Origin of the sequence: Rhodococcus ruber, from assembly GCF_027270735.1 — a bacterium.
Taxonomy (GTDB): Bacteria; Actinomycetota; Actinomycetes; order Mycobacteriales; family Mycobacteriaceae; genus Rhodococcoides; species Rhodococcoides rubrum_A.
Genome location: NZ_JAPWIJ010000010.1, coordinates 238,948 through 251,706 on the forward strand (window position 1 = coordinate 238,948; position 12,759 = coordinate 251,706).

The window sequence follows — 12,759 nt, forward strand, 5'->3', positions numbered from 1 at the left end:
GGTCACGTCGACCGCGAGTGACTACTTCTTCTTGACGGCCGAGGTGATGATGTCGTTGCTGGTGTCACCACTGGACTTCGCCCGCTTGTCTGCGCGCTTGTCCTTGAGAGATTTGCCGGTTTTCTTGGTCATCGTGTTGCGGGGCGATTTGTCCGACATGGCAGTAACCCATCTATTGGGGAACCTGAACGGTCCCCAGACCACGAACGCTACGCCTTCCCGCGCCCTTCGCGGTTCGCAATCAGCGTGGGTCATTCCGCAGGCTCCACTCCAATGACTGCAGCAGCACGCTCGGCGAACATGATGGCCGTCGCGTGTGGCCCACGGCTGGGCACCACCGGGAATGCAGAGGTATCGACGACGAAGAGTCCGTCGACGCCGCGTACCCGGCAGTGATCGTCGAGTACCGAACTCGAATCCGACTCGGGCCCCATCCTGGCACTACCGGACAGGTGCAGTGATGTGCCGAGCGCCGCGAGAGGATTCTCGATCGTGGGCACAGTCACGGTGGCCCCCATGATCGGCGACGCCAGCAGATCGCGCGCGATTTCGACGCCCTCGTGCATCGCGCGTCGGTCGACCTCCGATTCGAGATAGTGATACCGCACGTCAGGAGCCTCGAACGGGTCCGTACTGCGCAGCGCAATGCTCCCGCGACTCGTCGATCGCATGAGGCCGACACCGACTACGTGCGGCCCGGGCTCGAGACCGGAGATCAGTCGGTCGAACCTTCTGGTGTACGGTCTGATCTCCACAGCGCCGGCATGTAGAACTGCCTCCAGCGCAGGCGATTTCGTCGGAACTTCGTTCTTCGCGACCACGGAAACGGCCACCTCGGGATGGTCACTGAAACCTCGACCCACACCCGGGCTGTCGACCTCGACCGAAATTCCCAGCGCTACAAGATCATCGGCAGGTCCAATGCCGGATCGAAGCAACAGTGCCGGGGTGTGCACAGCACCGGCCGACACAATCACGTTGTCGGACCTCACGATACGGCGAACACCGTCGACGACGATGTCGACGCCGACCACCTTGCTGCCGTCGAACATCAACGACGTCACCGTCGCATTTCCTCGCACGCGTAGGTTCTGCCGATCCAGGATCGGCAGAAGGTATGCGAGAGCTGCACTTACGCGAGTCCCGTTGCGGATGTTCAAGGGCACGGCACCGACTCCCCCGGCAGATGCCCCGGGAGCGTTCAGGTCCTGGTGCATCGAAAATCCTGCATTCACTGCAGAATCGACGAATGCCGTCGTGATCGGATGTCGAGCGTGTACCGGGGTGCGCGCGACCGGCATGGGTCCGCGAGATCCGTGCCACTGCCTCTGTATCCCGGCATCGAGATCCGTTTCGGAGCGGAGGTAGAACGGCAGCACCTGTTCGTAGGACCACAGCGACTGCGGCCAGGCGTCGAAGTCCGTAGGCGTGGCACGAACGAAGTAACCACCGTTCACTGCGCCCGAGCCGCCGAGAACCCGGCCTCGAGCAATCGTTCGGCCGACGCCGGAGGTGAGTTCGGCCGAATACGTTCCCACCCATTCGCTGCCGGGCCCGATGGGAAGCATCGATGAGTCGGTCAGGTCGGCCGGGACTTCGGCGACGGCAGAGAACGCGGGTCCGGCTTCGAGCAACAGCACGGATCGATCGGGATTCTCGCTCAACCGCGAAGCGACGACACAGCCGCAGGAGCCACCGCCGACGACGACGACGTCCGCATACTCGATCCGATTCACACCATCGACGGATCGGGCCGGGCTCGCACCGCGTCAGCCGTCCAAGCGTGGCTTGAGCGCATCGATGCTCCGGGCAGCCAGAGCGCCTTTCCACAACCCCGCACCGTAGGCGATATCGTCGGCTCGTTTGAAGAAGGCATAGCGCACCGGATCGAGACCGCCGAGTTCGCGATGCTTGCTCCAATCCGAGAATGCCTCGGCCACAGCCAATCCGAGTGCGATCTTTCGAATTCGACTGGACAGCAGTACGGCAAGAAGAGTGATCGGCCAGTAATGTCGGCACAAGGCCGACGCCAGTTGCCACAACCCCGCCACGAAACCTTCCGCGGCAAGAATCGCCGCGATGCGAGTGGGCTGATCCAAGCCGACGAACATCTTGCGAAGTCGAACAACCGTCACTCCGAGCGTCGCAGCTGCGCCGACGAATCCGATCCGCGTCAGGCTCGCAGCGAGCAGGCACGCGATGAGCGTCCACGGAGACATTGCGATCGGCGGCACCATTCCCGGATGACGAGCGGACAACGGTGTGGCACCGGTTCCGTAGAACAACTTGCGAGCGAACCATTCGACGAAGGTGACGCGGTGCTCGTGAGCAACGTGGGCGACGGGCTCGTAGCGCAACCGCCACCCTGCCTCCTGCAGCCGCCAGCACAGGTCCACGTCCTCGGCCACGTGCATCGACTCGTCGAATCCCTCGCAGTCCATCGCCACGGACCGGCGCAGCAACATCGCGGCGCTGGGCACGTAGGACACCGAACTCCCGGCCCGCACTGCCGCTTCCCTGCGACCGAGATCGAGCGACGAGCGTGCGTGCTCGTATCGGGCCAGCGCACTGCCCTCGGGCTCGAGCGCGACGATGCGGGGTGCCACCAATGCCACCGCCGGATCCGAGAAATGACCGAGCATGACCTCGAGCCAGCCCTTGCGCGGCACGACGTCCGAATCCAGAAACGCGACAAAATCAGTTGTCGCGCAGCGCAATCCAGTGTTTCGCGCTGCAGCCGGCCCGCGTGAGCGCTCGTGCCGGAGCACCGTCACACTGCCCACACTGCACGCCATCCGCGGCACCGCGACAGGGGTGTCGGACCCGTCGTCGACGATGATGACATGCAGCCCGTGCAACGCCGTGATCAGACGCTCGAGCCCGGCCTCGTTGTTCTTGAGCGGCACGACGACGGTGACGTCGGACGGCGACGGGATCGACATCGGGCGCGGGTTGCCGACGCCCGAGTCGAGAAGTTTGCGTGCGACGAGTGCGGACTGCGAGTCGGTCACTTCGATGAAACCGTCGCCGATCATCGCGGCCGCCGTCGGTGCGAGTGTGAGCATTCGTGTCGGCGAACCACCGATCAGGACGCGTCCTTCGGAGAATGTGCGTACGCGTGGATCGACTCTCACCCCGAAGCCGTCAGGCAACCGACCTTCACCCATCAGGAGATCGTAAGCGGACAAGCCTCTGGTGTGTCGGCCACCCGCAAAATCGGACGGAACATACCTGCTGCCCGTTTCTTCGGAATCGATTGCGGGACGCTGAACAGGCGTTTCGCCCAGGTCGGTCATGCGATCACTCCGTGTTCGGAGGGACTCCATCTGCGCACCGCATCGCCGGCGCGAGTACGAAGTAGCTCGAACGCCCGACGCCCCTCTTCCGGATCGGCTCCGGAGGGATCGCCCAGCACACCGTTTGCAGCGATCGATGCGACGCCGTCCGCGCGCAGCGCAGGAAGCAGGGCAGCGATGTCGGTCACATTGCCCACCTCCGCCTTGCCCATGTCCACTACCTCGGGCGAAAGGTGCAGCAGCATCGACGTTTCGGTGCGCCCAGCGTGAGCATCTGCTCCGGGCACCGCGCACGGAAACCAGACGACGTCGCGCCCCTCGTAGCGCAGCAGCAGCACCGCAGATCGCAGGGTGGGCCCGTTGCCGCCGTGACCGTTGACGAACACCACCCGCTCGGCCCACCGGCACGCGGATCGTCCGTATTCCACCAGCACCGTCTCGAGTGCTGCAGCGCCGATCGACACGGTGCCGGGAAATCCCTCGTGCTCACCGCTCGACCCGTACGCGATCGCGGGAGCCACGACCGCGTCGTCGATGGTGTACGCAACGGCAGTGGCGATACGCGTGTCGGTATCGAGCGGCAGGTGCGGCCCGTGTTGCTCGATCGAGCCGACCGGCACCACGAGCGTCCTCGCCCCATCGACGTCCGGCCAGTACTGCGTACCGAGGGAGTCCGTGGCCATGGGTGCCGATGCTATCGGTATGGAACGAGAACGTCACGCCGTCGAAACACTGCGCCGCTAACGTTCGGTTCGTGCCACCCCGTCGTCGGTCGATATTTCTCTCGCAATTGTCGATAACGACACCGGGTGGTCCACAGCCGACAATTCTTCGAGAGTTACGCCGAGTAATTCTTGCCGGCGATGCGCCACCGAATACTCCCATTCCACTCAACGAGGTAGCGGAACTTTTCGGGGTGAGCAGAATTCCGGTGCGCGAATCCCTCAAGACCCTCATCGGCGAGGGATTGGTCGATCATCGACCCAACCTCGGTTACACGGTCGCTCAGTTGACCGCGGCCGAGCTTCGCGAAATGTACATCGTACGAGAGGTTCTGGAGACTGCTGCCCTCCCGGTTGCGGTGGATCTGGCCACCGAGGACGACCGCGCCCACCTCATCGAGGTCAATCGCCTGCTCGAGGCCTCGCTCACCCAGGACGACTCGCGTGAATACCATCGACTCTCGCGTGAGTTCCACCTGTCCCTGACCCGCCCGTGCCGCATGCATCGATTGCTTCACATGCTCGAATCCGCTTGGAACATAACCGAACCCATACAGCCGATGGTTCATGTCGCCGGATCGGACAGGGCATCACTGCACAGCGATCACGCAGATATGCTCACGGCCTTTCTTGCCGGCGATTCCGCGGGCCTGCTGAGCGCTGCGCAGCATCATCACACGCGTCTCAATTCGGTCATTTCGACTTTGTCGAACGACCACGGATTGTTCGCCGATCCGCCGCCCGACCAGACGCTGTAAGCATTCCGCCAAAGATATATCGCTTTCGTCACGAGCGCGCAACACTTCACCACTAGCTTTTCATCGTTCACCTCCTTCGTTCACCTCATACGCCATGCCGTCAGGAGCATCGATGACAGATACAGCGCACGGTCCCGCCCAAACGGGAGATCTTGTGGAAGCCGCGGGCCACCCCGTCGGTGGTGGACTGATCAAGGACAGCTACGACCCGCGACTGACCAACGAGGATCTGGCTCCGCTGAAGAAGCAGACCTGGACCTCGTACAACCTGTTCGCCTTCTGGATGTCGGATGTGCACTCGGTCGGTGGCTACGTGACCGCGGGCAGCCTGTTCGCACTCGGGTTGGCCAGCTGGCAGGTGTTGATCGCACTCCTCGTCGGCATCACGATCGTCTACTTCTTCTGCAACCTCGTCGCCAAGCCCAGCCAGGTGTCAGGGGTTCCGTACCCGGTCATCTGCCGCAGTGTTTTCGGTGTCCTCGGCGCCAACATTCCGGCCATCATCCGCGGTCTGATCGCGGTGGCGTGGTACGGCATCCAGACATTCCTGGCATCCGCCGCACTCGATATCGTGCTGATCAAGTTGTTCCCGTCGCTGGCTCCGTACGCTGTGACCGCGGACTACGGTTTCGTCGGACTCTCCCTGCTCGGCTGGGCGAGCTTCCTGTTCCTCTGGGTCGTCCAGGCCGCGGTGTTCTGGCGCGGTATGGAGTCCATCCGTAAGTTCATCGACTTCTGCGGCCCCGCGGTCTACGTCGTGATGTTCATGCTGTGCGGCTACCTGATCTGGAAAGCCGGCTGGGGCGCGATCGATCTCAACCTCGGCGAGGTCGAGCACACTGGTCTGAGCTCGATCCCGGTGATGCTCGGCGCCATCGCTCTCGTGGTCTCGTACTTCTCCGGTCCGATGCTCAACTTCGGCGACTTCTCGCGCTACGGCAAGTCCTATGCCGCAGTGAAGAAGGGCAACTTCCTCGGCCTGCCGGTGAACTTCCTGGTGTTCTCGATTCTCGTCGTCGTCACCGCTTCCCTTACGCTGCCGGTGTTCGGTGAGCTGATCACCGACCCGGTCGAGACCGTCGCCCGAATCGACAGCACGTTCGCGATCGTCCTCGGTGCCCTGACCTTCACGATCGCCACCATCGGCATCAACATCGTCGCCAACTTCATCTCGCCGGCATTCGACTTCTCCAACGTCAGCCCCCAGAAGATCAGCTGGCGTGCAGGCGGCATGATCGCCGCTATCGGATCGGTGCTCATCACCCCGTGGAACCTGTACAACAATCCCGAGGTCATTCACCTGACGCTGGAAACCCTCGGCGCTTTCATCGGGCCGTTGTTCGGCATCCTGATCGCCGACTACTACCTGGTCCGCAAGCAGAAGGTCGTTGTCGACGAATTGTTCTCGATGTCGCCGACCGGGTTGTACTGGTACTCCAAGGGATACAACCCGGCGGCGGTCTACTCCACCATCGTCGGCGCGCTCGTAGCCATGTTCACCGTGCTCTTCAACGGAGCAATCGACGGCATGGAGATCACCGGTATGTCGACGGCCTCGAAGTACAGTTGGTTCATCGGCTGCGGCATCGGCTTCGTCATGTACTTCTATCTGGCGACGAAGACCAAGCTCGCTGTCACCAACTTCGACGTTCCAGCCAAGGCATAGGATTTCGCACGTGCTCATCAAGGTCATCAATCCGAACACCACCGGTTCGATGACCGCAACGATCGGCGGCTGTGCCCGGGCCGTAGTAGGCCCGGGCACCGTCATCGATGCGGTCAGTCCCTCGATGGGGCCGGTATCCATCGAAAGCCACGTCGACGAAGCCCTCAGCGTCCCCGGCATTCTCGCCGAGATCGCCAGTGGCGAAGCCGAGGGGGTCGACGGCTACGTCATCGCCTGCTTCGGCGATCCCGGCATCGACGCGGCCCGCGAATCTGCGTCCGGACCGGTCATCGGTATCGCGGAAGCGGCGATGCACGCCGCGAGTTTCCTGGGCCGCGGATTCAGTGTCGTCACCACCCTCGGCCGCACCGTGGGCCGCGCACAGGATCTGGCGAATCACTACGGCTTCGGCCGCCACTGCCTCGGTATCCATGCATGCGACATGCCGGTCCTGGATCTCGAGACCGACCCCGACGCCCGCAAGATCGTGACCGAAGCGTGCCGCGTCGCCGTCGAGACGGACGGCAGCGATGCCGTGGTCCTCGGCTGCGCGGGTATGGCCGATCTGTGCCAACACATTTCGGCCGAGATCGGTGTACCCGTCGTCGACGGTGTGGCCGCGGGAACACTGTTCGTGCAGTCCCTCGTGAGCCTCGGACTACGGACCGGAAAGCGCGGCGAATTCGCCGCCCCGCCGCCCAAGCTGTACACGGGGATGCTCGAAGGATTCAGTAGGCCCTGAGCGTTACCCGGACCGACCGAGCTTGGTGACGGTGTAACCGATCGCTGCGCCGGCAACCAGTACGCCGACGAGCAGCAGCACAACCTGCAGGGTCGTGGACATCGAGTCGTCGAACAACCCGACGTAGATCACCACGCAGGACGCCACGAGTGCGACGAGAGCAGACGTCATAACGCTTCTCGGAAACTTGTCGGTCATTGCGCAAGTACACCATCGCCGGCCGGTCAGCTGCTACACAACTCTCGGTAAGGAACGCCAGGCAGGTACTGAGCCCATTCGGCCTCCGTGACCACCGACCCTCCGGATCCGCACAGGCGACTGCGCACCTCCTCCGGCTCGGTGCGCCAGATGCGAACATCACGCGCCGTACCACCGCCGAACACCACCCGTCCGTCTGCGGCGAACACCGCATCGTTGACGCGCCGGCCGTACGCGGTGAGCGCGGCGTACTGCTCGGGTGCGGTGCGGTCCCCCACGTTCCACAACCACAAAGTCGATCCCCCGTCACCGGCCGCCAGCCGTGCACCGGACCGATCGAACGAGAGCGAGTAGATCGGGCTGGACGGCCCGACGATGCGAGCCAGGTGCTGCGGCTCGGCAGGGTTCTCGATGTCCCACAATCGAATCGAGCGATCCGCACTGCCCGCGGCAAGCGTTCGCCCATCCGGTGAGATGGCCACGGCCTGGACGCTACTTCCGAAACCGCCGAGCAGGGCTGTCCGGCGCGGATCGGTCGGGTCGCCGACATCCCACAGTTCGACCACGCCACCGACACTGGCGATGGCGAGTACCGAACCGTCGGGCGACAGCGCCATTCCCGCGGGGTAGTTCCCCGCCACCAGAGTCGACAATGCTCGTGGGGTTGCGGGATCGGCCAGCGACCACAACGACACGTCGTTCGAGTTCTGGCCGGATGCAACCAGCAGGGTCCCGGTGCGGTCGAAAACCAGCACAGCGGTCAAGCTGGTAGTTGCCGTTCGAACGGTACCGCGGGGTACCGGATCGGTGAGACCGGTTGTGTCCCAGAGCTGAAAGCCGCCGGTCGTCGTGCCGACCGCAGCCCGATTGCCGTCGACGGTGAGCGCCACCGCACCTGTTTGGTCCATACCGTCACCGACCACCAATGGTGCCGACGCCACCGGATGCTCGACGTCCGAGACGTCCCAGAGCGTCGTCGCGGAGGCTCGGGTGCCTGCACCGACGAGCAGACGAGTGCCCGACGCATCGATGGGGTTCTGATAGATCGTGTCGCCGGCATCGGTGAGAGCCGGTCCGGGGAGCGGCCAGATCCGGGTGATGCCATCGCCACTGGCAGTGACTATCGCCGAGCGATCCGGCGTGAATACGAGCGAACTCACCTCGGAAGGACCCGGCAGCGTCAGCTGTGCTGCGCCCGACGCCGAGTCCCACACCTTCGAGGAATTGTCCGAACTCGCGGCAGCGATCAGAGTCCCGTCACCACTGAACGCCACATCGTTGACATAGCTGGTGAACCCCGTCAATGCAGGCAGTGGGGACAGCCGGCCGTTGCCGACAGCCCACCGCAGAACCTCGCGACCGGTGGTACCCGCGATCAGCGTGGTGCCGTCGGGAGAGAAGGCCAGCTGTTGCGCGGTGTAGGTCGATCCGTCCGAGGGCACGTCGATCAGCGGAGCGACAGGGGCTGCCGGAGACGCGGTCAGTCTGCTCGCGTCCCACAACCGCATCGCGCGCCCGGGACCGACCGTCACCAGGTAGCGGCCGTCGGGACTGAATTCGGTCGCTGTCGGCGAACCGGGTTGAGCAACTTCGGCCGCTGCGGTCGGCCGGGCGGGATCGGCGACGTCGAGGAGCGGCAACGACTCGGACCCGGTACCGACCAGAAGCAAGCGGCCATCAGGAGAGTAGGACAGGCTCCGAACCTCGTCGATATCGTTGCGCGACAACATAATCGGTTCGGTCGGGTCCGACACATCCCACAGTTCGACGCCGTAGGCCCCTCCGACGGCAAGGACGCCACCGCGCGGATCGAACGCCAGCGCCGATGCATCGCGGGAGACGATTTCGCCGAGCTGCGCGTGCCCGTCCGTGAGGGACCACATCCGCACGCGCTCGTCGGAACCGGCTGTTGCCACGATGCTTCCGCGCGGGTCGATCGCAGTCACCGCCCCGCCCTCCGCACCGAGCAACCGCACCGGAGTGTGGATCGCGGACGAATCGAGCAGTGCCGATCGCGCCTCCGACGTTCGGTCCGTCTCGTACGACGCCAACGCGAAGTATGCCGCCAGACCGGGATCCTGGTTTCTCAATTGCCCTGCGACGCCTGCAATCTGACGAGAGACGGCCTCGGCCTCGGCGTGTTCGGCGTCGACCCGCCGGCTGTTCGCTTCCGATCGGGCTACGAAAGCAGTCACCGCCAGTGTCACGGCCAACACAGTCAGAAGTGCGAGGGCCCCGACGAGCGTTTCGAGGATGCGTCGGCGACGGCGATCGCCTCGGGTCTGGTGCTCGACCCGGTCGGCGCTCGCTTCGAGATAGTGCCTCTCCACGGAATTGAGGTCTCGCCGACGCACCGGCCCGATGGATTCCTGCACGAGCGCCAGCCTCGACGCCGACAGCAGCGAACCGTCGTCTCGGTCGCTGTTCTTCCACAGTTCTGCCGCTTGGGTGAGTCGACGGTGTTCGAGGAGCCATTGACGATCGTTGTCGAGCCACTCACCGAGCCGCGGCCACGCCGTGAGCAGTGCCTCGTGGGTCACCTGGACCGTCTCTTCTTCGACGGTCAGCAGTCTGCGCGCGGCGAACCGCTCGACCACGACATCGACGTCGCTGACGGCGTCTGCGTTCTCGTCTCCGTAGAACAGCCCGACGCGATCGACGCGACGACGGGTCACTACGTCGTCGTCGAGATTGACCAGGCGCATGAAGATGCGTCGTGCTTCGCGTTGCTGTTCGTCGGTGAGGGCCGAGAACACTTCCTCGGCGCTCTGGCCCACCGCACCTCCGATCCCGCCGGTCGCGAGATAGTCCGCGACTGTCAGGGTCTTGCCTCTCGACACCTGCCACGTCGTCAGCAGCGCGTACGAGAGCAACGGTAGGGCACCGGAATCGTGGGCGAACTGCGATCCGCGCGGACCCAATTCGCCGAGCAATACCTGTACGAGGGCATCGTCGACGGTGACGCCCGCCTTCGCGGCAGGCGCCACGATGACGTCACGCAACTGCGTCTCGTTGAGACGTCCGACGACAACCGGGTTGTCCGAAAGTCCGGCAAGCAGCGCATCCTCCGACACCGCGTTCTGATAGAAGTCGGCCCGCAGGCCGATCACGAGGACCGAATCGGTCTGTGGCAGCGTCGATGCCGCCCGGAGAAAGCTCTCGCGCTCAGCCGCTGACGCGAGTGTCCACAATTCCTCGGCTTGATCCAGAACGAAGACAGACCCCGGCGCGAAAGATTCCATTCGCTCGGGGAATGCCCGGATATCGCCGATGCCGGAACGGACTTCCGCACTCGGAAACCTCGATGCCAGTCCAGCACGCAGGAGCGAGGACTTACCCGAGCCCGAAGCACCGACGACGAAGACAATGCCTCCGCCGGAGTCGAGGGCATCACGGACGCGCATCCCGAGTCGCTCGATCAGCTCGTCTCGCCCGAAGAACCACTCTGCGTCGGCGGGCTCGAACGCTTCCAGGCCCTTGTACGGAGCGTCGCCCTTCACCGGATCGACAGTCCGCCTGCCCGGGATCGACCGCACCCTCGACACCGCGTCCCACCACAATGCGCGCTCGTCCTGGTCCTCGACTCCGCACGCGACGAGGACAGCCGAGAACATCTCGCCGCTGGCTTTGGTCGGAACATGGTGTCCGGAGAACCAACCGCTGATGGTGCCGTGCAGACCACCGGAACGCTCGACGATTTCACGGACTGTTGCACCCGCCTCGATCCTGATCGCACGCAGTGCCGCCGCGAATTCGGTGCGGTCCGAGATCGACGAGGGATCCGGGCGATCAGTGGTCATGAGCGCACTATAGGGCCGACAAATCACCTACAGATGCGTGCAGACGCTCCGCTGACCAGCAGAAACAGCAAGTTACTCTGTTCGAATGACGGTCGCATCGAATCCGAGGTCGTCCGTATTGACCCTGTATGGAGTTCATTGCACCGCTGGATCCGCACCGAATCTTCTTCGACGATGGGAGCTGCAGTACAGAGATCGATCGACAGTCGAGGGGGACATTCATGCTCGAACAGATGCTGACGTCGGCGGCGGGTCGCTCGTTCCGGACGCCGGTACAGCCGACACTCGTTGCACGCCCGACGCGGCTCGACCCTCTTCACCGCAAGCCTGCGCTGAGTGCACGCGAGATCGAGGTCATGCTTGCCTGGTTCGCCTCGGACTCGAAGACGGTTGCGGCTCGGTCTGTCTACATCTCGGTCGGCACGATCAATACGCACATCACCCGAATTCGACAGAAATATGCGACGGTCGGACGCAGCGCGCCCACGAAGGCCGCTCTGTTCGCACGTGCGCTCCAGGACGGTCACACTCACCTGTCCGAGTGGTGACTGTCGGTTCGTATCACTGACGGCGGGCGGGCCGAGTCGACGTCGCAAAATCAGGCGGTACGAAATCAGGCGGTGCAAAGCCTGGCGGTGCGACGACGTCGGTGGGTCCGAGGGTGTGCACCGATGCATGTCCGAGTCCGAGCACCGCGGAGTCCAGACCGCCGCGCAGAATGTCGAGGACGTTCTCCACCCCGGCCTGACCGTTCGCAGCCAACCCCCACAGATACGCCCGCCCGATCAGCACGGCCCGCGCACCCAGCGCCAGTGCTTTCGCCACATCACTTCCCCGCCGGATACCACCGTCGAGGGTGACCTCCACCTGATCCCCCACCGCCTCCGCGATCGCCGGCAACACCCGAATCGACGCCGGGGAACCGTCGAGATTGTTGCCACCGTGATTGGACACCGAGATCGCCGTGACACCGGCATCGACGGCCCGGAGCGCGTCGTCGACCCGCGACACACCTTTGAGCATGAACGGCCCGTCCCACTGCTCACGCAACCACGCGATGTCCTCCCACGACGGCAACGGCGTCGACTTCCACTCCCGATACGCCGCGAAGAACGTCGGCGCAGGACCACCGGGTGGAGCGAGATTCGGTGCCGTCAGATCAGGAAACGCACCCGAGCGAGCCCACCGTGCGAGCCACCGCGGGCGCGCCAACACCTCCGGCGCCAACCGCGCCATCGCCCGCGCATCGAGGCGTTCCGGTATCACCGGACTACCCCCATCGCGGCCCTCCGAGAACGACCAGTCCATCGTCACGATCAACCCGACCGAACCGGCTGCACGTGCGCGATCGAGCATGTGCCCCAACAACTCCCGCGAACCCACCCAATGCAGCTGAAAGAACGTCCGCGGGTTCGCTGCGACGACTTCCTCGATGGGCTTGCTCGCGAACAACGACAACCCCATCGAAACACCGCGCGCCGCGGCCGCCCTCGCCACAGCGACCTCACCATCCGGGTGCACGGCCTGCACACCCGTCGGGGAGATCATCACCGGAAACGACAGCGGCTGACCCATCA

At 64.2% G+C, this 12,759-nt stretch carries 11 protein-coding genes; 4 read left to right on the plus strand and 7 right to left on the minus strand.

Going from position 1 to position 12,759, the window contains the following annotated elements; genetic code table 11:
- Positions 1-21 precede the first annotated feature (21 nt).
- From O4220_RS22460 to mftE, 4 genes are all read right to left on the minus strand, one after another.
- Positions 22-159 carry a hypothetical protein gene (locus O4220_RS22460; RefSeq protein WP_165712752.1) on the minus strand — a complete coding sequence of 46 codons (138 nt, stop codon included), beginning with the start codon at positions 157-159 and terminating at the stop codon, positions 22-24.
- A 92-nt stretch (positions 160-251) separates the two neighbouring features.
- Positions 252-1,736 carry a mycofactocin system GMC family oxidoreductase MftG gene (mftG, locus tag O4220_RS22465; protein WP_269607704.1) on the minus strand — a complete coding sequence of 495 codons (1,485 nt, stop codon included), beginning with the start codon at positions 1,734-1,736 and terminating at the stop codon, positions 252-254.
- A 33-nt stretch (positions 1,737-1,769) separates the two neighbouring features.
- Positions 1,770-3,167 (minus strand): mycofactocin biosynthesis glycosyltransferase MftF, encoded by a 1,398-nt coding sequence (gene mftF / locus O4220_RS22470; RefSeq protein ID WP_269607729.1) that lies wholly within the window; start codon positions 3,165-3,167, stop codon positions 1,770-1,772.
- Positions 3,168-3,292: 125 nt separating this feature from the next.
- Complete coding sequence (mftE, locus tag O4220_RS22475; RefSeq protein ID WP_269607705.1) at positions 3,293-3,979, minus strand: mycofactocin biosynthesis peptidyl-dipeptidase MftE; 687 nt, start codon at positions 3,977-3,979, stop codon at positions 3,293-3,295.
- Between the two features lie 71 nt (positions 3,980-4,050).
- Between mftE and O4220_RS22480 the strand changes: the two genes are divergently transcribed.
- The 3 genes from O4220_RS22480 to O4220_RS22490 all read left to right on the plus strand — a co-directional run bounded on the left by O4220_RS22480 (position 4,051) and on the right by O4220_RS22490 (position 7,184).
- A complete protein-coding gene (locus O4220_RS22480; RefSeq protein ID WP_269607706.1) occupies positions 4,051-4,776 on the plus strand; it encodes a GntR family transcriptional regulator in 726 nt (241 codons plus the stop codon).
- A gap of 112 nt (positions 4,777-4,888) precedes the next feature.
- Positions 4,889-6,442, plus strand: a complete 1,554-nt coding sequence (locus O4220_RS22485) for an NCS1 family nucleobase:cation symporter-1 (protein WP_269607707.1) — start codon at positions 4,889-4,891, stop codon at positions 6,440-6,442.
- A 10-nt stretch (positions 6,443-6,452) separates the two neighbouring features.
- The gene (locus O4220_RS22490; protein ID WP_269607708.1) at positions 6,453-7,184 is read left to right on the plus strand and encodes an aspartate/glutamate racemase family protein; all 732 of its coding nucleotides are present in this window, start codon (positions 6,453-6,455) and stop codon (positions 7,182-7,184) included.
- Positions 7,185-7,187: 3 nt separating this feature from the next.
- On the opposite strand, the gene O4220_RS22495 is transcribed toward O4220_RS22490, so the two are convergent.
- Together O4220_RS22495 and O4220_RS22500 are read right to left on the minus strand one after the other, a co-directional pair.
- Positions 7,188-7,355 (minus strand): hypothetical protein, encoded by a 168-nt coding sequence (locus O4220_RS22495; RefSeq protein WP_269607709.1) that lies wholly within the window; start codon positions 7,353-7,355, stop codon positions 7,188-7,190.
- A gap of 53 nt (positions 7,356-7,408) precedes the next feature.
- Positions 7,409-11,182 carry an AAA family ATPase gene (locus O4220_RS22500; protein ID WP_269607711.1) on the minus strand — a complete coding sequence of 1,258 codons (3,774 nt, stop codon included), beginning with the start codon at positions 11,180-11,182 and terminating at the stop codon, positions 7,409-7,411.
- A gap of 221 nt (positions 11,183-11,403) precedes the next feature.
- Here O4220_RS22500 and O4220_RS22505 point away from each other — a divergent pair, with 221 nt between their 5' ends.
- The gene (locus O4220_RS22505) at positions 11,404-11,730 is read left to right on the plus strand and encodes a LuxR C-terminal-related transcriptional regulator (protein WP_269607712.1); all 327 of its coding nucleotides are present in this window, start codon (positions 11,404-11,406) and stop codon (positions 11,728-11,730) included.
- 13 nt (positions 11,731-11,743) lie between these two features.
- On the opposite strand, the gene mftD is transcribed toward O4220_RS22505, so the two are convergent.
- On the minus strand, positions 11,744-12,759 hold a 1,016-nt coding region (gene mftD / locus O4220_RS22510; RefSeq protein WP_269607714.1), incomplete at its 5' end, for a pre-mycofactocin synthase MftD.

What these genes read in the sequence shown, in the direction of transcription:
- O4220_RS22505 (WP_269607712.1), top strand. Translation starts at nt 11,404, where the DNA reads ATGCTCGAACAGATGCTGACGTCGGCGGCGGGTCGCTCGTTCCGGACG.
- O4220_RS22500 (WP_269607711.1), bottom strand. Translation starts at nt 11,182, where the DNA reads ATGACCACTGATCGCCCGGATCCCTCGTCGATCTCGGACCGCACCGAA.
- mftF (WP_269607729.1), bottom strand. Translation starts at nt 3,167, where the DNA reads ATGGGTGAAGGTCGGTTGCCTGACGGCTTCGGGGTGAGAGTCGATCCA.
- O4220_RS22460 (WP_165712752.1), bottom strand. Translation starts at nt 159, where the DNA reads ATGTCGGACAAATCGCCCCGCAACACGATGACCAAGAAAACCGGCAAA.
- O4220_RS22485 (WP_269607707.1), top strand. Translation starts at nt 4,889, where the DNA reads ATGACAGATACAGCGCACGGTCCCGCCCAAACGGGAGATCTTGTGGAA.
- mftE (WP_269607705.1), bottom strand. Translation starts at nt 3,979, where the DNA reads ATGGCCACGGACTCCCTCGGTACGCAGTACTGGCCGGACGTCGATGGG.
- O4220_RS22495 (WP_269607709.1), bottom strand. Translation starts at nt 7,355, where the DNA reads ATGACGTCTGCTCTCGTCGCACTCGTGGCGTCCTGCGTGGTGATCTAC.